21 protein-coding genes are annotated in these 25107 nt (G+C 56.5%); 12 read left to right on the plus strand and 9 right to left on the minus strand.

The annotated features are described in order from the left end of the window. Positions 1-10: 10 nt before the first annotated feature. The 9 genes from L9H78_RS01170 (at position 11) to fepB (ending at position 11532) form a co-directional block, all read left to right on the plus strand. Positions 11-1009, plus strand: a complete 999-nt coding sequence (locus tag L9H78_RS01170) for a FecCD family ABC transporter permease (RefSeq protein WP_249618173.1) — start codon at positions 11-13, stop codon at positions 1007-1009. Between the two features lie 12 nt (positions 1010-1021). Beyond that, positions 1022-2059 carry a FecCD family ABC transporter permease gene (locus L9H78_RS01175; protein WP_249618174.1) on the plus strand — a complete coding sequence of 346 codons (1038 nt, stop codon included), beginning with the start codon at positions 1022-1024 and terminating at the stop codon, positions 2057-2059. Then, positions 2049-2864: an ABC transporter ATP-binding protein gene (locus L9H78_RS01180; protein ID WP_249620223.1), complete on the plus strand. Its 816-nt coding sequence runs from the start codon at positions 2049-2051 to the stop codon at positions 2862-2864. Before L9H78_RS01175 ends, L9H78_RS01180 begins: the two co-directional genes overlap by 11 nt. 33 nt (positions 2865-2897) lie before the next feature. Next, positions 2898-3572, plus strand: a complete 675-nt coding sequence (locus tag L9H78_RS01185; RefSeq protein WP_249620224.1) for an isochorismatase family protein — start codon at positions 2898-2900, stop codon at positions 3570-3572. After that, a complete protein-coding gene (locus L9H78_RS01190) occupies positions 3569-4699 on the plus strand; it encodes an isochorismate synthase (protein ID WP_249620225.1) in 1131 nt (376 codons plus the stop codon). Before L9H78_RS01185 ends, L9H78_RS01190 begins: the two co-directional genes overlap by 4 nt. After that, complete coding sequence (locus tag L9H78_RS01195) at positions 4689-6281, plus strand: (2,3-dihydroxybenzoyl)adenylate synthase (RefSeq protein ID WP_249620226.1); 1593 nt, start codon at positions 4689-4691, stop codon at positions 6279-6281. The genes L9H78_RS01190 and L9H78_RS01195 overlap by 11 nt, the downstream gene beginning before the upstream one ends. Positions 6282-6318: 37 nt before the next feature. Next, on the plus strand, positions 6319-6600 hold the full coding sequence (locus L9H78_RS01200) for a phosphopantetheine-binding protein (protein ID WP_249620227.1): 282 nt from the start codon (positions 6319-6321) through the stop codon (positions 6598-6600). A 5-nt stretch (positions 6601-6605) separates the two neighbouring features. Next, complete coding sequence (locus L9H78_RS01205; protein WP_249620228.1) at positions 6606-10280, plus strand: amino acid adenylation domain-containing protein; 3675 nt, start codon at positions 6606-6608, stop codon at positions 10278-10280. 154 nt (positions 10281-10434) lie between these two features. Then, entirely contained in the window at positions 10435-11532 is a 1098-nt protein-coding gene (gene fepB, locus L9H78_RS01210) for a Fe2+-enterobactin ABC transporter substrate-binding protein (protein ID WP_249618181.1), read from the plus strand. Between the two features lie 261 nt (positions 11533-11793). Here fepB and L9H78_RS01215 read toward each other — a convergent pair whose 3' ends face one another. Together L9H78_RS01215 and L9H78_RS01220 are read right to left on the minus strand one after the other, a co-directional pair. Then, the gene (locus L9H78_RS01215; RefSeq protein ID WP_249620229.1) at positions 11794-13455 is read right to left on the minus strand and encodes an HNH endonuclease signature motif containing protein; all 1662 of its coding nucleotides are present in this window, start codon (positions 13453-13455) and stop codon (positions 11794-11796) included. A 436-nt stretch (positions 13456-13891) separates the two neighbouring features. Next, positions 13892-15496, minus strand: coding sequence for an ABC-ATPase domain-containing protein (locus tag L9H78_RS01220; RefSeq protein WP_249620230.1), 1605 nt, complete (start codon positions 15494-15496; stop codon positions 13892-13894). 69 nt (positions 15497-15565) lie between these two features. Here L9H78_RS01220 and L9H78_RS01225 point away from each other — a divergent pair, with 69 nt between their 5' ends. The 3 genes from L9H78_RS01225 to L9H78_RS01235 all read left to right on the plus strand — a co-directional run bounded on the left by L9H78_RS01225 (position 15566) and on the right by L9H78_RS01235 (position 18570). Next, positions 15566-16912 carry an MFS transporter gene (locus L9H78_RS01225; RefSeq protein ID WP_249620231.1) on the plus strand — a complete coding sequence of 449 codons (1347 nt, stop codon included), beginning with the start codon at positions 15566-15568 and terminating at the stop codon, positions 16910-16912. A gap of 379 nt (positions 16913-17291) precedes the next feature. Next, positions 17292-17912, plus strand: coding sequence for a hypothetical protein (locus L9H78_RS01230; RefSeq protein ID WP_249620232.1), 621 nt, complete (start codon positions 17292-17294; stop codon positions 17910-17912). A 106-nt stretch (positions 17913-18018) separates the two neighbouring features. After that, entirely contained in the window at positions 18019-18570 is a 552-nt protein-coding gene (locus L9H78_RS01235) for a hypothetical protein (protein WP_249620233.1), read from the plus strand. Here L9H78_RS01235 and L9H78_RS01240 read toward each other — a convergent pair. The 7 genes from L9H78_RS01240 to L9H78_RS01270 all read right to left on the minus strand — a co-directional run bounded on the left by L9H78_RS01240 (position 18554) and on the right by L9H78_RS01270 (position 25092). Then, on the minus strand, positions 18554-19789 hold the full coding sequence (locus tag L9H78_RS01240; protein ID WP_249620234.1) for a pyridoxal phosphate-dependent aminotransferase: 1236 nt from the start codon (positions 19787-19789) through the stop codon (positions 18554-18556). The genes L9H78_RS01235 and L9H78_RS01240 overlap by 17 nt on opposite strands. A gap of 21 nt (positions 19790-19810) precedes the next feature. Further along, positions 19811-20482, minus strand: a complete 672-nt coding sequence (locus tag L9H78_RS01245; protein ID WP_249620235.1) for a DUF1707 SHOCT-like domain-containing protein — start codon at positions 20480-20482, stop codon at positions 19811-19813. Positions 20483-20517: 35 nt separating this feature from the next. After that, positions 20518-21765, minus strand: coding sequence for an ATP-binding cassette domain-containing protein (locus L9H78_RS01250; RefSeq protein WP_249620236.1), 1248 nt, complete (start codon positions 21763-21765; stop codon positions 20518-20520). After that, positions 21756-22496 (minus strand): energy-coupling factor transporter transmembrane component T family protein, encoded by a 741-nt coding sequence (locus L9H78_RS01255; RefSeq protein ID WP_249620237.1) that lies wholly within the window; start codon positions 22494-22496, stop codon positions 21756-21758. Before L9H78_RS01255 ends, L9H78_RS01250 begins: the two co-directional genes overlap by 10 nt. Then, complete coding sequence (locus tag L9H78_RS01260) at positions 22477-23316, minus strand: ECF transporter S component (protein ID WP_249620238.1); 840 nt, start codon at positions 23314-23316, stop codon at positions 22477-22479. The genes L9H78_RS01255 and L9H78_RS01260 overlap by 20 nt, the downstream gene beginning before the upstream one ends. A gap of 175 nt (positions 23317-23491) precedes the next feature. Continuing rightward, positions 23492-23998 (minus strand): NINE protein, encoded by a 507-nt coding sequence (locus tag L9H78_RS01265; protein WP_249618191.1) that lies wholly within the window; start codon positions 23996-23998, stop codon positions 23492-23494. Positions 23999-24024: 26 nt separating this feature from the next. After that, positions 24025-25092, minus strand: a complete 1068-nt coding sequence (locus L9H78_RS01270) for a nucleoside hydrolase (protein ID WP_249620239.1) — start codon at positions 25090-25092, stop codon at positions 24025-24027. Positions 25093-25107 lie beyond the last annotated feature (15 nt).

Here is a 25107-nt window from a genome sequence, read left to right on the forward strand (position 1 = left end):
CGCATACATAATGACGAGAATCAGTTTTCTTCCAGCCACTGTGCTCGCGGTGGCTGTTTTGGGCGTGGCGATCGCAGCCTCGCTGTTTTTTGGCTCTAACAACATTAGCCCTGGTCAAGTATGGGCGTCGTTAAGCAATAACGGCGATACCGCCACGGATACCTTGGTATTGCAGCAGCGGCTTCCGCGCACGATCGTGGTGGTGCTGGTGGGGGCTGCACTCGGGGTCGCCGGTGCGTTGATGCAGGCGTTAACGCGCAACCCGCTGGCCGACCCGGGAATCCTGGGCATTAATGCCGGCGCTTCTATCGCGGTGGTTGCCGGGGTGGCGTTCGCTGGCGTGCAGGGGATAAATAACTATATTTTCTTGGCCATTGTCGGTGCTTTGCTGGCCAGCATCATGGTCTATCTGCTCGGCGGTGCAGGCAGTTCGGTACCCAGCCCGGCACGGCTGACCTTGGCCGGTGTGGCGATTTCCATGGCAATTAGTTCTTTGGTGCAGGCCATTATTTTGTCTAACGCGAATGCGTTCAATGAGTTCCGCTATTGGGCTGCTGGCTCCGTGGAAGGACGCGGGTGGCCGGTGCTGGAGCATATTTGGGTGTTTATTGCGCTGGGTTTGGTTTTTGCTTTTGCTTCGGCACCGTCGTTGAATGCTTTGTCTTTAGGCGAAGAAATGGGCACTGCGTTGGGCGTGAAAGTCTGGCGCACCCGCGTGCTGACGTTTAGTGCTATCACCATTTTGGCTGGTACTGCCACTGCTGCCGTTGGCCCGCTGATGTTTGTCGGTTTGGCCGTTCCGTACGCTGCGCGCGGGCTATTCGGCCACGATAACCGTGCGATCCTTGCCGGATCTGTGGTTATTGGGCCTGTGTTTTTGTTGGCTGCCGACGTGTTGGCGCGGTTGGTGATCATGCCGCAGGAAGTACAAACTGGGCTGTTATCAGCGGTGCTGGGTGGGCCGATTTTTATTGCAGTGGTGCGCATGAAGAAGATTGGGGCGGTGTAAATGCGGCACAGAATGCATACCAGCGCACCGAGTCGTTATGTCCACCTTGCCGGAATCCGTTTTTATCGTGCCAGCTTGTGCACTTCTGCCGTGCTCAGCCTGGTCATTATTGCCGCAGCTATTGTGGGTTTATTGTTGGGCGATTACCCAATGACGTTGGGCCAAACGGTCGCTGGTCTGTTCGGTCTTGGCGATGATCCTTTGATTAGGTACTTTGTGCAAGACCAGCGTTTACCCCGCGTGTTTGGTGCGCTCATGGTGGGGGCAGCACTAGGGTTGGCCGGAAATATTTTCCAGCGCCTGTCCAATAACCCGTTGGGCAGCCCGGACATCATTGGCTTTAGCACGGGCTCGGCATCCGGAGCGTTGTTCGCGATCATCATCCTGCAGGCTGGCCCGGCGGCGATCGGGGTAGGAGCAATGCTGGGGGGCGTGGCCAGTGCGACGCTGGTTTACCTGTTGAGCATCAAAAACCGGAAGGTCAGCGGCACCCAATTGGTGCTGGTGGGTATTGGTGCGGCTGCGATTTTGCAAGCACTCAACTCAATTTTGATCGTCCGCGCGGAACTCGGCCCGGCACAAACCGCGGCACAGTGGCTAGCTGGTTCATTGAATGCCACCACCTGGCCAGAAATCGGTGTGCTGGTGGCGATCTTGGTGGTGGTAGTCCCGCTCGCATTGTTGCTGGCGCGTCCGCTGCAGATCATGCTCAGTGGCGATGACTTGGCTGCTGGTTTAGGCGTGCGGGTGCACCGGCGACGCCGGGAGATGATCGCGGTGGGGGTCGTGCTAACGGCATTATCTGTCGCTATCGCCGGTCCTATCGCCTTTGTTGCGCTGGCTGCTCCGCAGCTGGCCCGCCGCTTTGATCCCGGTGTTGCCATGGTGAATTCCGGGTTGATGGGTGCGGTGTTGGTGTTGCTCAGCGACATCATCGCGCAACGTTTGCTCGCTCCGGTGCAGCTTCCTGTTGGCGTGGTGACGGGCAGCCTCGGCGGAGTGTATTTGATTTGGTTATTACTGAGAAAGTGGCACACGAATGACAAGTGATGTGATTCTGGCGGGAGAAAACCTGCGGGTCGGCTACGGCGGCATCCCGATTATCGACGGCGTTGACATCGCCATCCCGCGCGGAGAGATCACGGTGATCGTCGGCCCGAATGCTTGCGGTAAATCGACGCTGCTGCGTGCACTTTCCCGAGTTCTTCCCAGTTCCGGAGTGATTACTCTGGGTGGGAAAACTTTAGCGGAGATGGGGGCGAAAGAAATTGCGCGCACCATGAGCATGCTTCCGCAATCGCCGGTAACCCCGGATGGCATTCGTGTCGACGAACTCGTTGCCCGCGGGCGTTACCCCTACCAAAACGTCTTCGGCTCCTGGTCCGCCGCGGACGAAGATGCCGTCGCCACTGCTATGGAACAAGCCGGGATCAGTGAGCATGCTGCCCGGCGCGTCGATGAATTGTCTGGGGGCCAGCGCCAACGCGTGTGGCTGGCGATGGTGCTGGCACAGGATACTCCGCTGGTGCTGTTGGATGAGCCCACGACGTATCTCGACATCACCCACCAGGTTGAAGTGCTTAACCTCAGCCGAAAATTGCAGCAAGCTGGCAAAACCGTGGTGATGGTGCTGCATGAATTATCCATGGCGTTTCGCTATGCCACCAACTTGGTGGTGATGAAAAACGGCGCCATCCAAGCCCACGGGCCGGTGGGCGAGGTGGTGACCCCGGAGCTGATCTCTGCCGTCTACGAGTTGGATTGCATTTTGCTCGAGGACCCAGAAACCGGCCGACCCATTGTGGTTCCGAAAGATCACTCAGTCCTGAAAGATAACCCAGTCTCGAACAGATAAACCAGTCTCGAAAGAGCAAGAAGAAAGATAGTTGTGTCTATTCCCTCGATTTCTCCCTATTCGCTTGCCGACGCATTGCCCACAGAGCCAACAAAGCCAACAGAGCCCACAGGCACCCCGGCGGTACTGAATTGGCAGGTAGAACGCGACCGCTCGGCGTTGTTGGTACACGATATGCAGCAGTATTTTCTTGCTGCCTACCAGCAGGACGTCGAACCCATCAGCACGGTGGTGCGTAATTTGCAGCAGCTGATCCGCCAGGCGGACGCTGCTGGTGTTCCGGTGTTTTATTCCCAGCAACCACCGGCACAGGCTGCGATTCGCCGCGGATTGTTGACTGACCGCTGGGGCGACGGACTGCAAACGGAAAGCCAAGCTGCCATCATTGACGCCATCGCCCCACAACCACAGCACCATGTGTTGACGAAGTGGCGGTACTCCGCTTTTGCGCGCACAGATCTCGCTGAAGCACTCCGTTATGCAGGCCGTGACCAGTTGCTGATTACCGGCGTCTATGGGCATATTGGCTGCCAGGTGTCTGCCGCCGATGCCTTCATGCGCGATATTCAGCCGTTCGTGGTGGCTGATGCTATCGCGGACTTTTCTGCGGCCAAGCACGCCGGAATGCTGGAGTGGGTAGCAGCGAACTGCGGCGTTGTTGTCCGCACTGCGGATGTGGCGCAACGACTCGTGGTGCAACAGCTATGAATAACGCAACTACCCCACAATCTGCGTCGTCGTTGCCGCAGTTCGTGTTTAACCACGCCACTGCTTCGGTGACGGCCACCGGTATCGCGCGTCGTTTTTCTTCGGTTGATGCCGCGCTGGAATTCGCCCACCGTGGCGAGCATGCCTTGGTGGGGGCGATGCCGTATCACCCGGGGGAGTCAGCTGCGCTGTTTATCCCTTCCCGTATGGAACATTCCGACACACCATTTTTGGGAGTGCAAGCGCAGAGCACTAAGCAGATGCGCGCGGTGCGTCAGTTGCAGAAGACCAGCTACCTGCCCAGCCTGACAGAACACACCGCCCGGGTAGCGCAGATGCGCCAGCGCATACGCGCCGGTGAGCTGGACAAGATCGTGCTTTCGCGCCGGGAGGTCTACCAGTTCGCAGACACCATTGATCCCTGGCAGGTCTTTGGCGAGTTAACTCGCAATTCCACGGACTGTTATAGCCACTTCGTGGATCTGGGCGCTGGCCGGTACTTCCTGGGCAACAGCCCAGAGGTGCTGATCCGAAAAACCGGCTCTGTTATTTCTTCGTTCCCACTGGCAGGCAGCGTGCGTCGGCAAGCAGACCCAGCCGCGGATCAACACGTAGCCCAGCAGTTGGCGCAATCCAGCAAGGACCAGCACGAACACGCGTTTGTCACAGAAGGGATCCGCGAAGTACTAGCGCCCCTGTGCACGTCGTTGACCGTGCCCGATGAGCCGTCGCTGATGCAGACGTCTCATACCTGGCATCTGGGAACTCGTATTCTCGGCGAACTCCGTGACCCGTACCTTAGCGTGGTGGATCTCGCGCGCATGCTACACCCAACGGCCGCCGTTAACGGGGCACCAGCGTCGGTAGCCCAATCCATTTTGGCTGCAGACGAACCTGACCGTGGTTTATACGCCGGAACCGTCGGCTGGGCGAATGAAAACGGTGACGGCGAATGGCGGGTGGCTATCCGCAGCGCACTGCTCGACGGCGACACCGCGACCGCCTATGCCGGCGGCGGAATCGTCGCTGATTCTGACCCGGACACTGAGCTGGAAGAAACCACATTCAAATTAGGTCCAGTGCGCGCAGCACTGGGGATTTCAGGAGAGAGAACCCATGGAGCATGATCCGCTGTATCCTGCCGACGTCGTCGATGCTTATCGACAGGCAGGATTATGGACAGACGATACTTTCGCGCACTTTTTCCACGATGCTGCGCGGCGCTACCCGCAGCGCGAGGCAATCTGCGGGCCCGATATGCACGGCAATTGGACGTCGTTAAGCTACCAAGAACTCGCTACTGCTATCGACGCCACCGCGGCAGCATTAACCGAGCGTGGAATTCGCGGTACTGATTACGTCGTGATCCAGCTTCCCAATATCGTTGATTACGTCGTGTATGTGGCAGCGGTATTCCGTGTGGGAGCAGTGCCGGTTTTTAGCCTGAACTCGCACGGTTTGGCAGAGATCACTCACTTCATTCGCACGACTTCTGCTACTGCGTATATCGGTTCCGCTCGCGCCGGGGCAGATGCTGCGGTGTTGCAGGAGACCTTCCCGGATCTGCTCATGATCACCGAGCCTGCACCAGGTCATGCACAGGCTTCGACTGCACAGGTCTCGAATGCGTCGGCATTCCACCCCGCTGCGCCGAGCGCGCTCGATCTAGCATTCCTGCAGGTATCAGGAGGGACCACCGGAACCCCGAAGTTGATCCCACGCACCCATGCGGATTATCTGTATTCGGTGCGTGAATCCGCGAAGATCTGCCAATTATCACCCCAGACCCGCTTCTTGGTGGTTTTGCCGGCTTCACATAATTTCACTATGTCATCGCCAGGAATCTTAGGGGTGCTGTATGCAGGCGGAACCGTCGTCATGTGTGATGAACCAGCGCCGTCGGCAATGATGGCCATGATAGCCCAGCACCAGGTAACCATGACTGCGTTGGTCCCACCGTTGGCTCTGATGTGGGCGCGGTTGCAGCCGATGCTGCAGTGCGACCTGGATAGTCTGCAGTTATTGCAGGTTGGTGGGGCGAAATTGACTCCGGAGGCAGCCCAGCGGGTAAGCCAAGCCATTGGATGTCAATTGCAGCAAGTATTTGGCATGGCAGAAGGACTGGTCAATTACACCCGTCTGCACGATAGCCACGACCTAGTGATCAATACCCAGGGGCGTCCGATGTCGCCTGCCGATGAAATCATTATCGTGGATGACAACGGCAAAGAAGTACCGCTGGGGGAAAGCGGGCGGCTGTTGACCCGCGGTCCGTATACCATTCGGCGGTATTTTAATCATGCGGATCCGGGGTCTTTTACCGAAGACGGGTTTTATTGCACTGGTGATATAGTCCGTCAGCTGCCCACCGGGCATTTGGTGATTGAAGGGCGGGAGAAAGATCAAATCAACCGCGGCGGGGAGAAAATATCCGCGGAAGAAATTGAAAATCACCTACTGGCGCACCCAGGGATCAACGACGCAGCCGTGGTCTCTGTGCCGGATGACTACTTGGGTGAGCGTTGCGGTGCGTTCATTCTGACCGAACAGCTGACAGAACCCGAAATTCGGGAGCATCTGCGGAAACGCGGCGTGGCGGAATACAAAATCCCGGATGTCTTCCGCATTGCAGTGGAATTCCCATTTACTGGCGTCGGCAAGATCAGCCGGAAAGATCTGCGGCGCCAACTCCAGCACCAATTCGTCTAAAAACTATTTTTCTAACCTTAAGGAAGTAAGCCAAACCATGTCTAAACCTTTTTCTGAACCGACTGGCCAACCGACCGGCCAATCGACTGAGCAACCCACGATGACGCTTTCCCAATTGCGCGCCGATATCGCCGCGATTTTAGATTGCGACCCCGATGCGCTTTCCGACGACGTCCCGCTAACCGACCAGGGGATGGATTCCATTCGTTTAGTTACCCTGGCGGAAAACTGGCGGCTGGCGGGCTACAACGTGCAATTCCACGTACTTTTTGAACAGCCGTATCTGCACCAGTGGTTAGCAGCTTTTGCAGAAAACTAAGGATTGTGGTGCAGAATTTTTATCTTTCCGCCACCCAACGCGATATTTGGTTGGCGCAGAGTGCACACCCGGATAGTGCGCAGTTCCAATGCGCCGAGTTGCTGCACTTTTCTGGCGAGCTGGATCGCTACTTGTTGCGCGCATGCATCCAGGAATGTTTGCAGAAACTCCCGGTGGTCTGCGCCGATTACCACAGCGCTGAGCAGGCACGTTATGCCCAAGCACCCGATGGGCTCCACCAGCATATCCCGGTGCATATCACAGACAGTGAGCTGAATTATGGGCCGGAATTGTTCACTTGGTCATCGCGCACCGTCACGGTGTCCGGGAAAAACCCACTGACTGAGCATTATCTGCTGCGGCTTGCCGACGGCACAACTGCGTGGTTGGCGCGGTTTCACCACCTGGTCGGTGATGGCTATTCCATCCACCGCATGCTCGAGTTTATCTGTGCCACCTACAGCGCACGCGTAGCTGGGGACCCAGACCCAGTTATTCTGTTTGCGCCTATAAGTGTGGGCGCTCATGACCAGCCGCCAGCAGAATTTCAACCTGCTGATTCTGAACAGCAATCTGCTCTACTGCTGGGGGTAACACGTGGGGTCGACGAGGTCGTTGTTACCGGACATGCGCGTATTAGTGCACCAGGGCCAGTGCATAACATTGTGGCGCAATATTGTGCCAGCCTGGGTAATTCTCCGGAAATCTTGGTGGGATTTCCTCAGATGAATCGTCCCATGGGGCAAGTGGCGGTGGATATGCGCCCGCAAGTGAGCATTACCACCCGCAGCTTCGATGCTCGTACGGATGAATTCCGCGAGACTGCGTATTCCGGAACCTGCCCGCATATTAATATTCGCCCTTTTAGCACCCAGTTTCGTTGCGGCGGTGTGGTCGGCTCACTGCGTACCATCAGCGTGGGGCCTATCCCGGATATAGAAATCATTGTGCAATCTTGCCTACGTGGTGAGCGCGATATTTTCGTCATGGCTCGGGGTAGCAACCTGCAGAATGTGGTGGATAAGCATGCCGCGCGCCTTGCTTATGCCATTGAACACCCAGAGGAACCAGATTTTTTGCTGCCGGAAGAACGCCAAGAAATCGCTGCTTTTCAAGGCCCAACGCGTGCGATTGCCGCACCCACATTGGGTGCACATCTCGCGGATGTTTTGGGAAGTGCGCAGTGCGACACAGTGCAGGGCGATGCGGTGCTGCGCGGACAGAAGATTCTGTTACGCACGAAGCGGGAACACCTCACCACCGTAGAGTTAGCGGGAAGAGTTTTTGGCCTGGCCAACGCATTGTTGACGGCTGGGGTGCAACCGGGGCAGTCGGTGGCCATTCACTTAGAACGAGGCGTGGATTTTCTGGTGGCTGTCGGTGCCGTGATCACGGTGGGTGGGGTTTTTGTCCCTATCGATCCGCAGCTTCCTGTTGAGCGTCGACAAGCGATGGCGGAGACTGCGCAAGCGCGAGTGCAAATAGGTGGGCCCAGTATTGTTGGTGAGTCCAGCGGCGGTGGTGTAGTTATTGCTCCTGCCCAGCCAGCACACTCGCCGATTTCGCCGGTACCACGGGAACCTGACGACGCCGCCTATATTATTTTCACTTCTGGGTCGACGGGCACGCCGAAAGCCGTGGTGAATACGCATGCGGGAATTACCAACCGTCTGGCATGGATGGCGGAGAAATATGATTTGACCAGCGAGGATATCCTTTTACATAAAACCCCGTCGTCGTTTGATGTTTCCATTTGGGAATACTTATACCCATTGACTTATGGCATGTGCGCGTGGGTGTTGGACCCAGAAGAGCACAAAGATCCGCAGGCCGTGCAAGCGGCGTTGCATAACTCGCGGGCAAGCCTGTGCCATTTTGTTCCCTCGGCATTGCAGGGTTATTTGAGCGCGCATGATCCCCAGGTGCCGGTATATCTGCGCAACGTTATGGTCTCTGGCGAAGCGCTGCCCGCCAGCCTAGCGCAAGCAGCGCGCGTGCAGCTTGGTGCGCAGGTACACAACCTTTATGGCCCGGCAGAAGCTGCGATTGATGTCACTGCACACACCGTCACTGATGCTGACCAGCTGTTTGTTCCTATCGGTGCGCCAGTGTGGAATACCAAGATCGCGATTGTCGATTTTCAGTCTCGGCAGCTGCCTATCGGGTTTGGTGGGCGACTGATTATTGGCGGCATGCAAGTTGCCCGCGGGTACAAAGGGCTGGTGAGCCAGGCTTTCCAGAACGGCACCTACGATACCGGTGATTATGCGGCATGGCTTGCCGGCGGCCAGCTGCATTATTTGGGCCGGAAAGATGCACAAGTAAAACTGCGTGGTCAGCGGCTTGAGCTTGGTGAGGTGGAAACAGTCATCCAACAGCATCCCGCAGTGGCTGGCGCAGTGGCGCTGCTGCGGGAATACCGCGGCCAGCCCGCGCTGGTGGCATATGTGGTGCTGGACGAGCTAAATGGTGATCTCAACGGTGATCTCAGTGGTGCGCTAAGCGATAAGCTCCGTGCGGACATTCTTGCGCAGTGCCGCGCCCAGTTACCTGCGTATATGGTGCCGAGCCAGATCACGCGCATTGCTGCTATTCCCGTGACCATCAATGGCAAACTTGACCGCGCACAATTGCCGGATCCTAATGACAATCCGAAGCTGGAACAGCCTGTGGACAGGGAGAAGCAGTGTGGTGCAGATTCATGCATGGTTCCAGATTTGGTGTTGGATGCTTTTAGTCAGGTCTTACATTCTGATATCACTGACCCGAATACGCACTTTTTTGAAGCTGGTGGGAATTCTCTCACTGCGATCCAATTAGCAAAGAGGCTGCATCTGCGGGTCGCAGATGTCTTTGCTAATCCGACGCCTGCGGGGTTGTCGCGGGTGCGGCGGAATGACGGCTTCAGTGAATTTTTGTGGCTGCGTGAGCCCAACAGCGTTGGTAGCAGTGCCTGCAGCAGCGTTGGTGAGGAGCTCATTGTATGTTTCTATCCCGCCGGTGGATTGGGGTGGTCATATTTTCCATTAGCATCCTTGGTGCCGCACGACGGCCGCGGCATTGTGTGTGTGCAAGCTACAGAGCCGGAAGTGAGCTTGTCAGAAAAGGTGGCTGGAGTGTGCGAGATGCTGCGTGCGCGTGGGGTTGCGCGTGTCCAGTTGTTGGGCTGGAGCGTCGGCGGAGTTGTGGCGCAAGATTGTGCGGCGGCGTTAGCTGGAAGCGATATTGCGGTTTCTGCGGTGGTGCTACTCGATTCCTATCCGGCGGAGATATGGAAGCAGCTGCCGGCCCCGACTGAGCAGGAATTGTTGACCGGGGTATGCGACATGGCTGGTGTGAATGCCGTTGTGGAATCCACCAGCGATGTAGTGCGTTGCCTCCGCGAGTCCGACGGCGTATTCGGCCAGCTGAGCGACGAGGAGGTCAAGATGATCGTCACCATGGTGCAGCATAATTCTGCACAGATGCGTAGCCATAGCACTCGGTTTTATCCGGGCACAGTGCATTGCCTGGTTGCAGCAGCGGAAGCAGACCAGCGTTCACCGTTATTAGACGCAGAAGCCTGGAAACCGCATTGCGCCGAGGTCACTGAGCATCGTGTCGACGCTACGCATCCGGGAATGGTGGCGCCAGAGGTGTTGGAGTTCGTCGTCAAGCACCTCTTGGTGATGGGTAAATAACTAGATGTCTAGATATAGGAAAATAAAATACGTCTTACCATTGCCTGAAACTTATCTGTGAGGTTAGACTATCCAATTAAGTTGTGGTTTAGCTCATGTGGATTGAGATTCAGATCCAGGTGCAGATCCAGATTCAGATACAGAAGGAAGAAAAATGAAAATTCGTCGTCGCGTACAGATTATTGGAGTCGCTCTCACCGCAAGCAGCTTAGTGCTCGTCAGCTGCAGCCAAGCTGACGAATCCGCCAATGGATCGGATGCCGCAAGCACCAGTGCGCACGCCACGAGTTCGGAGACTGCTGGAGAAACTGCTGGCAGTGAAGATGATGCCACCTCGTGGCCGCGGACTGTGGATTCACTCGTTGTGAACAACGGCGAGGTCACTGGTGATACCGAAGAAATTGAAATTACCGAGCAGCCGAAGAATATTGTGTCAACTTCGGTGACTTTGACCGGTTCCTTGCTGGCAATGGATGCGCCCATCAAGGCAACTGGCGGTGCGGCGGCCGGCGGTTTGGCCGACGAGCAGGGATTTTTCCTGCAATGGGCGGACGAAGCCACAGAACAAGGCGTCGAAAGCCTGTACAACCTTGAGGTCGATGTGGAGGCAATTGCAGCGCAGGATCCGGATATGATCGTTGTGAGCGCCAGTGGCCAGGATTCGGCGGTGGCTGAATATGACAAGCTCAGCGCTATCGGTGTGCCCGTCGTGGTGGTTGATTATTCTGACCAGGGGTGGGACGAGATCATGAGCCTGCTTGCAGAGGCCACAGGGCATGAAAAGGATGCTGCTGAGGCGATGCAAAAGTATGAGGATCGCCTGGAAGAGGTCACCAAGGCCATTGAGCTGCCAGCGCAGCCGACGAACTTTGTCATGCCGCTGCCTGGTGATCGCGGTTTGAACTTCTGGAGCGCGGAGTCAGCGCAGGGGCAGCTGTTGGAAGATATCGGTTTTGAGGTCGCGGTGCCGGACGACGAGATCGTTGATACCGCCGGTCCGCGTGGTGCGCGTAAAGACGTCAAGACCGTGGTCCCGGAAAATGCCCCGAAGGCCATCACCGGTGAAACCGTGTTGACCATGAGCACCACCGGTGGCGACCCAGTGGAGGCCTTGAAGAACAACCCACTGTTGGCCAACAATCCGGCCATCGCGAACGACGCTATCTACTTGTTGAGCCCAGAGCTGTTCCGCCTGGACTTCTACAGTGCGATGATGATGCTGGACGAGCTGGAGAAGCATTTCGCGAAGTAGCGCGAAGTAGCTTGTACGGCGTTGCTTTTCGATGCATCATCGGCAGAAGCGCACGCAGTTAGGGCTAGGCCAGCGGTGCAGAGAGCGGTAATTAATGTGCGTGACGGCTGGAAAATCATGCCGAGGGTGGGACGGTTCATGTGTTTCACCTTGGTTATCCTGCAGGAACTATATTGTCTGGGATCATCTGACTGGGGACGAGATGATGTGTAATCTATCGCATAGCGCACAGAAATATCAGGGAATTTCAAAATTAATGTGTTATCCGGGGCTGAACATCGTCGAGAATTCATCCATTGCGCAAGCCATTGTGGCGTGAGTCGATAAACTCAGTCCGGATTCTCGCAGACCAGCAACTCTGGCGTGGATTGCGCGCAATTGGGGTTGGAATTGCTTCATGTTGTCTGCATTAAAACTCCACATGTTCAAGGCACGCTGCAACCAGGTGAGATCGTTGTGCCAGAGCTGTTGTTCTTGCGTGTTTGTGAGTTGCTCGTGCTCCTCTTCACCTGGTGCCTTCTGCTTTTTGGATTGTTGAGACTGCTCCCATGGGTCGTCGACCGGAGTGTTTATGCCACCGTCATTGCTAACGTCATTGCTGACCTTACTGCCAATATCACTGGGGCTCTCAGTTTCATCGCCATGCACAGTACTGTGTTGTGTTTGCTGCTGTGCTTGTTCAGCGCTCTGCTTTTCTTGCCGATGTTTTTCCTTTTGTGCTTCCTCCCGGTGAGCTTTGCGCGCACAGGCCATCTTTTGGCGCAGCGTTTGTACCCAACGGCGGTTTGGCTGAGCTAGTGGGCCTTCTGCTTCGGTGGATTGCCAGGTGCCGTCGGCGAATAGCCACACAACGGTTCCGGTGGCTGGTTCGAAGATGGGGCGGGCGCGTTTGTCGGTTTTGATGTTGTGGTGGTGTTGGCATAGTGAAATGAGGTTGGCTGGGGTTGTTGGTCCGTCGTCGTTGTATTCGATGACGTGGTCCATTTGGCATATGGTTGCGGGTTCCTCGCAGCCTGGGTAGCGGCAGTGTCCATCGCGTCCGGTTACGGCTGCGCGCATGGTTGGTGTGGTGGCATAGCCTGCGACTTCGTGGTTCGCAGCGGCATCCATGTCGTGGTGCTTGCTCGCCTTATCGGCGAGGTTGTCGGCAGCGGTGCCAAACAGTGTGGTTACACCGGCACCGGTATCCGTGGAGATGAACAGTGGGGCGTCGGCAATATCGTTGGCGCGGTAGCAATTCAGGGTCACGGATGTGTGCGCGTTACCTAGTAGTAAATCCACGACGGCGTCGCGAAGCGAAATGCCTGCTGTTTTCGCATGCTCATGCACGTGGGCATCGATCTTCACGGCGGTAGCGGCGTCGGTATCGAAGTGAAACTCGTGGGTATCGTTGTCATTGCGGCTGCTCAGCGGAATATCGTGGACTTCATAATTTTTCCGTGTCGGATTCTTTTTCTGCTTCTGACGAACAGAGGAATCGTGGGCTTCAATTTCGCGATTAATGCGGTTGATGATGCTCCGTCTGGACGGCATCTGCTGCGCAGGTTTGGTGGGCGTGAGGTATTCGACCAACAAGTTATCGATGACAGCGAACAAGTGTGCGTTGACATCGCCGGCTTTAACCATTGCGCGGTCAATCGCGATCCACCGGTCTATGTCGATATGCCACATCGTCGTCGCTAAATCACGCAATTTAGGCAGATCAGTCATGCGATAAAACGCGCCGATGATGTCGCCAACCTTGTGGCTGCTCAGGCCGGTCGTTTCCATGAGTTCTTTGAGTAAAAGATCGTAATCGTAATGCTCAAAATCAATGAGGGAATCCCAGGCATGAAACTCTTGTCGACGCAGACCCAGCATGGTTTGAGCGTCTTCATCGTGAGGGTTGCAGTGCGTGAAATAAGCGGTGGCCTCGGCGTTCACGGATTCCCTCCCCGAATATGCTTGCTAACTGGAATGTTTCTAGTTTAACGCACGCAACGTAAAAACACAACAGTGTTCGAATAAAAATGAGCCCTTAAAATTTGGGGCAGCAACCTACGGAACCTCGAAATAGGGCAGTGTGGGAGTATAATCGTCCCAGTTCATTGAGTTATATAGCATGATTTTAGCCTTGCCGCAATCGAACATTGCAAAGTATAGTGTGCAGGTGTTGTCTATCGATTTAATTTTCGCATTGCACGATCGGCGGGTCGGTGAGTGGGGGTTCTCATGTTCACCCAAAGTATAAGGAACGTAAAAATTGTAAAGATTGTAAAAGTTATAAAAGTTGTAAGAGTTGTAAGCAGTAGTAAGGAGTTATAAAACCGGGAAGCGGGCGTGCCCGGTAAAGCACACCCGCATCAGTAACCACGATCCATTAACCCCGCGCGCGATTAATCGCGGCCATGATTTCCAACTTGCGTGGCAACGCTAAACGCCCTGGGTGTTTGCCCTTGCTGCCAGACGCGCCGCCACCCGAAAAACGAGAAACCGCATCGATTCCGCGACGTTTGACCTGCTCCAACACCTCGTCGACAAGCGCAGCAGACTCACCGTGCTGCGTGCTCAAACTATCCAAAATCGCCGCAATCGCGCGGGTCTGCGAACCGTCCACCAGCTGCGATATCGCCGACAAATCAATAAAACCCTTGCCGACGCGAATGCCCGCACCTTTTGCCTGCGGCGGCTTCTTCGCACGGAAACGCTTCGCCGGCAGTGGCCGGTGTGCAGGCTTCGGAAACGGCTCCTGCTTGTCGACGGCGCGCGCCAAACCAGCCGCACGCTCCGTGATGTCATACGGATGGTAGGAATCCATGTGGATCACGGTGTCTGCGACATCAATAAACGCCGCGGAACCACCCGCGACCAGCACCGTCGACACGCCAACTTCAGCCAATCCGCGTACGCGATCAACCAAGGGAGTGATCGGTTCCTTCTCCGTCGGAATCAACTCGCGCATGCGCTCATCGCGGATCATGAAATTCGTCGCGGAGGTGTCCTCGTCGATCAGCAACGTCGATGCCCCGGCCTCTAACGCCTCCATCAGCCCCGCGGCCTGGGAAGTAGAACCGGAGGCGTTATCCGTCGAAAAGCCCGTGGTATCCGTCTGCGCTGGCAGGTTAGAAATGAACTGCGAAATATCTACCCCAGTGATCGCGCGGCCATCCTCCGCGCGCAGGGAAGCAGCGGAATCGACGGTGATCGCAAACTCGCGGCCATCACCAGCAACGTGGTTGTACACGCCACGTTCCAGTGCTTTCAGCAACGTAGACTTTCCGTGATAACCGCCGCCAACAATCACCGTGACACCAGCGGGAATGCCCATGCCGGTGACCTCGCGTCCCGACGGTAACTGGAACGTGGTGCGCAGCGAATCCGGTGAGCGGAATTCCACCGCATCCTTCGCCGGGGTATCGCGGTGGCCAGCAGCGCGCGGCAAACACGAGTCATCGCCGATAAACGCGATCAAGCCTCGGCCCGGCAGTTGTTCGCGCAGGTAGTTCTGGTCGCGCTCTAGCAGCACCGCTTCGCACAGTTCGTCGGCAGGAAAATCGAGCGCCTGGTCCAGGGCTGCCGGAAGCACGTCGCACAGCAAAGCCCGTGCCTTGCGCCCCAGGATCTTGCGGCCGCGGGCTGGCAGTTGCACCTCGATGCGCAGGGTAGCGGTGCTAGAACCGTCGGCAAGCACGACGCTGGCCCGGTCCAATACCTGCTGGCCCGGCTGGTCAATGTGCAAGTCGCGGTCACCGGAAAAGGCCTGGGCAATGCGGCGCGTCAGGAAATCACGCGCGGCCACCCCCGCCAACTCTGCAGGAACCGGGTTGGGCACGTCGACCTGCATCAGTGACAGCGGAGCAAAAGGATCAGACTGCACTTTATCCACGCGCAGCTGATATTCGCCCAGCTCATAGCTGCCGTGCAATTTCTTGTAGGCACCGTAACCAGCGCCGTCGAGGGAAGTTAATAAACGTGCAAGGCTCATGCGCCCCAGCCTACGTATTGGGCGGGGTGTCGTGGAAAGGCACCGAAAAACTTTCGGTATACATAAGATATGACTGCCACTACCGCGGACTCTGCCGACTGCTCGACGAAACCCGCCCCAGCCTCCAGCAAATCCATGATTGCCAGCTGGTTCCTCTGGAGTTGGGGCAACGCCTCGGTGTCGGCGGTGATGGTCACCTTCGTCTTCGGCACCTACCTGGCCTCCGACGTCTTCGGCCCCGACGAACGCGGCACGCAGTGGCTGACCAGCGCCAACGCTATCGCCGGTATCATTATTGCGGTGACCGCCCCGGTGATCGGGCAGCGCGCGGATAAAACCGGCAGGCGCAAGCTGTGGCTGATCGTGCACACCGTGCTGGTGGTGGGGCTGATGGCGGCGTGCTTCTTTGTGCAGCCAGAACCAGGATTTCTGCTGCTCGGGGTGAGCTTGTTGGCTGCCCTGACGCTTTTCGACGAATTCGCCAACCTGAACTACAACGCCATGATCGTCGACATCGCCCGCGAAGGGAACATGGGGCGGATCTCTGGGATCGGCTGGGGCTTTGGTTATCTGGGCGGTATTGGGCTGTTGATGCTGGTGTACCTGAGCCTGATCGCGGGCGAACCGCCGCACATTTTTGGTATTGGGGAAGACGAAGCGTTGAATATTCGCGCCGTCGCCGTGGTATCTGCCGCCTGGTTTTTAATTTTCGCGCTGCCGCTGCTGCTCCACAAAGAAAAAACCGCAGATAAAAATACCATTGAGCACGTCAGCATCGCGCAATCCTACCGGCGCCTGCTCGCAGTCATCGTTCGACTGTGGCGCGACGACCGCAACACTTTCTGGTTCCTGGTGTCCTCGGCGATCTACCGCGATGGCCTTTCTGCAGTCTTCGCCTATGGCGCCATCCTGGGCACAACGCTGTACGGCATCTCCCCGGCCAATGTCATCATTTTCGGCATCGCGGGAAACGTCATCTCTGCGCTCGGGGCGTTTTTGGGCGGCTGGTTGGATGACCGGCTGGGGCCTAAATTCGTGATCAGTGCGAGTCTCTGGGCACTTTTGGCGACGGCCGTGGTGCTGCTCGTTTTTAGTGAAGAGCGTGGGCCGATCACTCCGACGCTGGCATTTTGGATTTTCGGTCTTGGACTCTGTTTGTTCGTTGGGCCTGCACAGGCGTCGTCGCGTGGATTTATTGGGCGAATTGCCCCACCAGAAAAAGCCGGGGAATTATTCGGCCTGTATGCCACGGCCGGGCGCAGCGTGTCCTTTCTCGCGCCGGTGTTGATCAGTATCTTTTTGGCGGTGTTCCACAGTAATATCGCGATTATTTTAGCGATTGCGACGATCCTGGCTCTAGGCCTGGCGCTGCTGTACAAGGTGAAAAACCCGCGAGAGCACGCGCGGATTGGATAAGAGGTACGCGGGAGATGGATTTTCACTGTTAACCATCCCTAATTGCGAGACTACTTGTGAATAATGGGGGTAGTCAGGGGTGTTGTTTTTGGTTTTATTGATTGTTTTTGTTGAAAGGTATTGCTATCTGAATAGAAAGCTTTACTATGATCTTAATCATTAGAATAGAAAAAAGTTATTTGAGCCATGTTAAACGTTTTTCGACGCAGAATGGTTTCGACTGTGGCTGTCGGGGTATTGTGTTTCGGTGGTGCGGTTTCTCCCGCTGCGGTGGGGCAGGGGTTATCGAGTGAAGATGGTGTGGTTTATGGGCATGTCCAGGGTGAACAGGCGGCGGGGACTGAACGGGATGGTTTGGATGGTTCTGAGCCGGGGTTTAATGACTCTCAATGCCTATGTTCATGTAAGTTGGGATGGGTATCGATTAATACTAGATGATATTGAGAACTTTAATTTACAGTTTTTCTTGATTTGGTCGGGTATATTTCTTTTGCTACCTATGTCCGTAGGAGTCGCTGTAGGATATGCACTCTTTCAAGAGTTGCCTTCAGATGAATTGAAAAACTATTCATATTGGGAAGGCTTTGCAAAAGTCTTAAAATCTGGGGTGCCAGGTTATTGTGTGGGACTTATTTTACCTTTTGCTTGGTTAAGTTGGTCTGGGTATGTAGAAAATAATATGCCCCGTATCGGCCCCCCGGGTGAATATTCGTATTGGCAAGCATTCGGGCTAGTTGGGACTGCAATAATTATCTCGGTAATACTTAATCTTAAGAACCGTCTTTTGCTCGTACCTGGGATAACTGTGCCATTGGGAATTACGATGGGAATGGCTACAGTGTTCGTTGTTATTGAATCTACTGTGCCCGACAATATTAGCGGTTTAGCAACGGCTTACACTTCTGTTGTTGGCACTCTAATTTTAATAGTGGTCAATCTCCCTCTTTCGATATGGAAGTTTCGCAAAAACAAGCCAAGAATAGAGGGTAACGCCCAGTGAAACTACTATGCTATTTGCGGGCAACGCCAATTTCCGCACGTGAGTCATATTTCGCGGTGGTTAATTTTGCTCAGCGTGATAACCTTTAGCAAAGTTTGAGGACAAAATGGACTTTCACGTAGAACGATTTATCAATATCGCAGGATTTGCGGTTGTTTTGCCTACTGCAACTGCTTTGTTGGCGTTATATCTTGCTTTCCGTTTCTCTGTAGAAAACCGAAATATCATAGACCAACTGAAATGGCCGTTTTCCGTATTTTTATTGAGCCGTTGGTTCGCTGGTTTTATTTTGGGGCCTGTGCTTGCTGCAGCCTGGCTAAGCTGGTCGGCTAGCCCAGGTTTAGAAGGAGCGGGATCTTTTCCGGGAACCTATCCGTACTGGCAGATTGCGCTTTGCATTCTGAGCGTAGGGGGAGTTTCCATCATGATTAACATGTGGTGCGCGATCCCCTTATTGGGTGGTTTTCTCGCACCGCTTGCGATGTCCTCGGGAATTGCTTTCGGCGAAGCGTATTTGGAATCATTCGGAGTGGCAAGCCAACAAGGTATCGGCACCGTGATGGCTTTTGTTGGCTCATTTATCGGTTTGCTGGTCCTCAATTTCCCGGTAGCGATCTGGCGGGACAAGCGAAAGAACCATGCTACTGCCGATAACTAGCCAAGAAATTACCCAAGCGCTCAATCGCATTCTCGAGCTGTGACGCCCACGGCAGCGTGACCACGCGGAAGTGATCCGGGTGCGGCCAGTTAAATCCTGTGCCCTGCACCATCAGAATCTTTTCTTGTTTCAAGATATCCAGCATCAGCTTCGCGTCGTCATGAATCTCATGCACATTAGGGTCCAACCTCGGGAAGCAATACAATGCACCCTTGGGCTTGACGACGGACACGCCCGGGATTTCACTCAGCTTTTCATAAGCAATATCGCGTTGCTTCAACAACCGCCCGCCTTGGCCGGTCAATTGGTAAATCGATTGCTGCCCACCGAGTGCTACCTGGATCGCGTGCTGCGCTGGCACATTCGGGCACAAGCGGGTACCAGCCAGCATCTCCAAGCCTTCGATCAAACCAGAGGCGTGTCGCTTCGGGCCAGTAATTACCATCCAGCCGGCACGGTAGCCGGCCACACGGTAAGCCTTCGACAAACCATTAAAAGTAATACACACCAGATCCGGTGCCAAGGACGCGGTGGAAATGTGCTTGGCGTCGTCGTAAAGAATCCGGTCATAGATCTCGTCGGAAAGCAAAAGCAACTGGTGCTCGCGGGCGATATCCACCAGCTGTTGCAACACCTCACGCGAATACACCGCGCCCGTGGGGTTATTCGGGTTGATGATCACCAGTGCCTTGGTCTTCGGGGTGATCTTGGACTTCAGATCTTCAATATCCGGGTTCCAGTCGTCGTCCTCATTGCCCAGGTAGTGCACGGGAACGCCACCAGCCAGGGAGGTCGCCGCCGACCACAGGGGATAATCCGGGGCCGGGATTAACACCTCGTCGCCGTCGTTCAGCAGCGCCTGGGTGGTCATGGTGATCAGCTCAGAAACCCCATTGCCCAAAAAGACATCGTCAATATCGAACGCTGGGAAATCCTCCAACTCATAGCGGGTGACGATCGCCCGCCGCGCCGGAATAATGCCCTTGGAAGTGGAATAACCCTGGGCGGTCGGCAATGCCGAAATCATATCCCGCATGATCACATCCGGGGCATCAAAACCAAAGGTCGCCGGGTTGCCGGTGTTGAGCTTCAGGATGCGGTGGCCGTCCGCCTCCATGCGCTCGGCCAGATCCGCGACGGGGCCACGGATCGCGTAGGCCATATTCTTGATCTTGTCGGATTGATCAAAAATGCGCGCAGGGTGACGTGGATGACTCATTCTTCCATCTTGCCAAAAACGCTAACGCTTTTTCCATTTGTTCAACTGTTCACGCGCTGCTTTTTGCGCCACATTGAAAGCATCGCCGCCCAATTCTGCAGCTTGCGCTCGGCGCTCCGCCCACTGCTGGCGGGTCAGCTCTTTTTCCTCGGCGCGGCGATCAGCCTCGGCCGCGCGTAATTCTTTGCGACGCTGCCGCTCCAGTTGCGCAGGCGAGGGGCGGTGCCACGAGTCTGGCCCGATTTTCAGAATATACAGCGCGATCCACACCGCTGGCACCACGAAAGCCGTCAGCATCGCCAGCCCGCCGAACAACATCGCAGTGCCGGTGCTTCCCGCCTCGAAGGCCAACGCGACGAAACCCGGAAACGCGATCATGCCCGCCAGGGACGTCAGAATCGACGTGCCCAGCCGCGGCTTTTTCGCGGCCTCTCGTGCGCGCTGCACCTGGGATTCGGAATAGTACTTCTCGACGGCGCCGCCGGTGGCTTGCTGCGTAAACGGGATATCCACGAATACCTGATCCAGGTCGCGCTGGTATTGCGCCTGGGCGACGGCCGCGCACCGATCGTCAAATTCGTCGATCTGCAAACGGCCTTCCGCTAAGGCGTGGCCCAGGGCGTTCATCGCCTGGTCGCGGTCTGCATCCGACAGGCGCATCGACGCATCACTCTGATTGAACGGGGTGCTCATACCGCCATCTTAGCCGGATGCTCTAGTCCTGCGTCCTAGCCGGATGCTCGCGCGATTTTTGCTTCGGTAACCTCCGCATACGTTGCCACATCCTGTAATAACGTGGGATCGTGGCAGGTCATGATCACCACCGCTCCACCGGAAAGGCATTCGTGCAACAGGGTGTGCAGCCGCCTGCGATCAGCCGGGGTGAGCCCGACATCCGGTTCGTCGAGCAACACCACCTGCCGACGTTGCGCGATCACCGCAGCCACCTGTAGCAAGCGCAGTTGTGACGGGCTGAGATCCAACGGGTGGGTATCGCCGGTGAACTCTGGGGAAGGGTGCGCGGTGGTATCCGGGTGGGGGCTGATGATTTTCCAGAGTGTGTCGTCGTCCAGCATGGCGCTTGCCGACGCATCCAGCACCTGCGCTGCCGGATCCTGCAACGCCAGCGAGACCGTTGCTTTGGGGTTGGGCGCGGCGTGGGCATCGGGGTTGGTATCTGCACCGGTATTCGCGGTGATGCCAGCGAGTTGCCGCAGCAAGGTGGTTTTTCCGGCGCCATTATCCCCGCGTAACCAGCACACCGCACCGGCACGAGCCTGGAGATCCACCGGCTCACTAGAAAACTCGTGTGCGGGATTAGTGTTTTTCGCAAACTGCCACCAGCGTCGCTTTGGTGTGCGATGACGGGCGCGGATTCCGGACCACTCCGCGACGATGGCGCCAGGTTGGAGGCGGGGCAGACGGAGACGGGGCAAACGGAATTGCTCGCGATCGGCGGAACGCTGATAGTCCAGGCACAACACCATCCCGGCACCGCTTACGGCGAAGTTGCGCAACGCAGCTAAAACCGACTGGGCGGAATCTGGATCTAGCCCCGCTGCGGGTTCGCAGGCGATGATGACATCCGGGCAGGCAGCTAAAAAACTGGCCACCAGCATCCGCCGAGTCTGCCCACCCGAGAGCTGCGCGGGGTGAGCATGCGCGAACTCTTCGAGCCCGAGCTGGCGCAAAATTTCTTGACAGCGTGGTTCCATGTCTGCAGCTGCAATCCCTTGCTGCTCCATGGGCTGCGCGATTTCTTCGATGACCGTGTCGCGCTGGTGTGACACCACCGAGCCAATCTCATAACCCAGCATCACAACACGGGGAGCCGGTGCAGGTTCGCCGCGCAGAAATTCGTAATAAGTGTGGGCGATCTGCCAGGCATCATTGTTTGCGGTGTCATGGTCGTCGGCAAGCATGATGTGGCTGAATTTTTCGGTGCAGACTTGCCGGTGTAACGCGTTTATATCCATGCGAATACCACCAACCCGATGGCTGCGGCGGGGAAGGTGAGTCGCAATAAGATCTCCCAGCGGTGTGCGTGGACCGGGTAAAGCACAGTCCGCCGGCCAGGTGCGTCGTACCCCATGCCCTGAAGAGCGATTCCACGGTCGGCGCCCCGGGTTAAAAGCCGGGTGATCACGGGGATGATCATGCGAGGAATCACGGTGGTGAGGGTGACTTTGCGCCCAGCTAAGCGGTTGGCGGCGGCGACTTCGCTGATTAAAGCGCTGGCCTGCGGGAGCTGCTGCAAAGAGGCGCCCAAAACATAGACGACGGAATGGGGCAGACCGAGGTGCTGGAGAGTTTTCAGCAGATCCGGGATGTGTACATTCGCCATAGCTGCCAGCAGGGAAGTCATGAGTGCGCAGAAACGCAGCGCGAGTTCACCCGCGGTAACCAGCCCGTCGGAAGTGAGCAACGGTGCGATCTGGTGTTCGCCGTGCGGGGCGTGCACCAGCAGCATCGACAACCCCGCGGGAATGGATAACGCGATGGACGTCGCCGGGACCGCTAAGCTGCGCGAACCAGCAATACCCGCGAGCCAACCCAAGGCAATGATCGCGGCATGCAGCAGCGGCCAGGAAATAGACAATGCGGCCACCCACGCGGATACGCCAATAATGATGACCGTGAGCGGGTGCAAAAAATGCACTGGCTTGCCGACGGGCACCTGAGCCGTACTAGCTGTGCTCTGCTTCATCGCGGTGTTGCGGAGGAAGCAGCTGGCGCAGGGTGCGCTTCGGCAATGCCTTCCAGGCAGCCCAGACGATGAGCAGCACCAAAATCTTATCCAGCGGGTCCGAGATGAACGACTGCAACGTTACCGAAGCCAACAGCGACTGGCCCATCTCGCGGAACAAGGACACCACCGCGCCGGTACCCACACCCGCGGTACCGCCGTAGACGAAGGCGGCGACGGGCGCGGCGATCGCACCAGCGATAATGCCGATGATCGCACCAGAGACAATCAAGCGCCACAGCTGGCGGAATGCCCCGAATTTGTGGATGGCCACACCGGACATCCAGCCGACGGCAGCCGAACCCGCTGCGAATGGCAGGGCAGCAGGGGCAATTAAAGCCCAGATGAGGTTGCTGAGAGCGCCCGTCGCCAAGCCCGCATATGGCCCGGCGAGAGCCGCGATGAGCACCGTGCCGACGGCATCGAGGTACAGCGGAATACCAGAGGCGCCGATGATCTGGCCGACGAGAATATTAAGCACCAACGCCACCGGAATAATCGCGAGTGTGCGCGCCGGGATATACGGCACGGTGGAAATCAGCAGCAAAACAGTGCCGAGCAAGTATCCACCCATGGTGAACAACGCGGCGGTGGAGCCGACGGATTCCCATTCTGTCGGGCGCGCAAAAACCAGGATCAGCCAGGTTGCGGCAATGGCGGCGACACCCAACCAGCGCAGGATCAGTGCGTTACGAGTGGGACTGCCAGAGGATCGGGGAGAGGACCCGGCAAAGGAGCGGGAAGAGGGGGAAGATGAGGACGAAGATTTCGCAGGTGACATGAATACTCGTTTCTAGCGGATCAACAATGCACAGGCTGTGGTGGGCCGATGCTATTTACACACGCAAATCCGCCCGGTATCCCTATGTCACCTCGGGAGGACGGACAACAAATCGTGCCGAAGGACGACTTGATCGTGCAATATCGTGCAATAGTGTAGCGGCTGCTATTGAGAACTAGTCCAGCGGCACGCCGTTATTATCGGTGCCGTAGCCACCGCTGCGGGTCAGAATGAGAATAAACTCCACGAACACCCAGAGATGCAGAGCCAAGAGCACTGGAATGCCGATCAAAATAATCGCTGTTGCATAGCCCATCACGAGCATCACCAACTGGATAATACCCTTTTGCTTATTACCCAGGTAGAAATTGTGTACGCCGAGCGTGCCTAAGAAAAAGGCCAAAAGCGCGGACAGCAACATAGATTTTTGCTTGTACCCAGGGTACGGCAGCTGCGGATCACCATACTGGATATTCTGCTGCATACCTTGGCCTTGGTAGCCATAGTTGTTGTGCTGTGCAGGGCTGTACTGTCCGGCATCATGCGCGGAATAGTTCCCAGTATTGTTAGCAGCATCGAAAGAATAACCTGAATTGTTCGAATATTTCGAATAATCCTGCTTCGGCAGCCCGTCGTTATCGTAGGCGCTGTATTTGTTGTATCCGTGATCCTGCGAGTTCATGACGCTCAAGCTTAGTGGATTTTATTTCAGCGCAGGTAACCCGCGGCCAGTCGTGCGGCACGGTTAAGCTCGGCGAAGGCAGCCGAAATATCTGCCTCACGGATCACTCGAGCGTTGGGCTTCCGGCCCCAGTGGTTTTTAAAATCCGCGACGCTGGTGCCACGGAACAGCTCGGATTCCGCCTCGACAGCCACGCGCGTTTTCGTGCTGATGGTATCGACGGCACCCACAGCGATCATGACCGTGAGCAAATCATGAATCTGTGCCTGGTAGCCTTCGCCGACGCCATCGTGAAATTCAAAATAAAACCGCGTGATCTCTTCTAGCAGCCCAGACCACGTGGTGCCGGGCATCTGATTTTGTAGCTCCCGCAGCCGTGCCGGGGTGAGCAGCATCTGCTCGGTAACGCCCAAGGAACACAGGGTGACCGGAACGGGGGCCACCTCGAATAACTTTTGCGCGGCGTGGGGGTCGACCCAGAAATTCCACTCGGCAGTCGGGGTCGTATTGCCCGGATAATTGAGAGAACCACCCATCACCGTGATGGCAGAAAACCTCGCGAACAGCTCTGGGTGCTCCTGCGCAAATATTGCGGCATTGGTGGCGGGGCCGGTAACGACTAGGTGGACGTCGTCATGCGTACGTAGCGCATGCTCCCAGACTTCCCGCCACTGTGAGCCCAAGCGCACCCCGTGGCCAGGGGCATCGCTGCCCATGGTCCCCGGCCAGGTGCTGGTGGCATAACCCAAACCAGTCAGCCCGTGGGTTTCCGGGGTGGTCTCCAGCTCGAGTTCTAGCGGGGTGGGGTGGCCCATAGCAACAGGGACTGGGGAGATTGCGGCCGCATGCATTGACGTTGTACCTGCTGGCGCACCCCGAGGCGCAGTGGGGGAGCAGTGGCCAAGCACCCAAGCGGCATTACGGGCAGTGTTGTCCACCGTCGTGTTTCCGGCGGTGGTGGTCACCCCGACCAGATTGATTTCGCGTGTATGGTGCAGCGCAGACAGATAAAACAGCGCGTAGGCATCATCGATACCAGGATCACAGTCGAGGAGAATCGTCGGCAGGCCAGAACGAGATGCATGAGTTGTCATGGTGCCGAGCTTAAC

The sequence above is a fragment of the Corynebacterium pseudodiphtheriticum genome, assembly GCF_023509295.1.
Taxonomy (GTDB): Bacteria; Actinomycetota; Actinomycetes; order Mycobacteriales; family Mycobacteriaceae; genus Corynebacterium; species Corynebacterium pseudodiphtheriticum.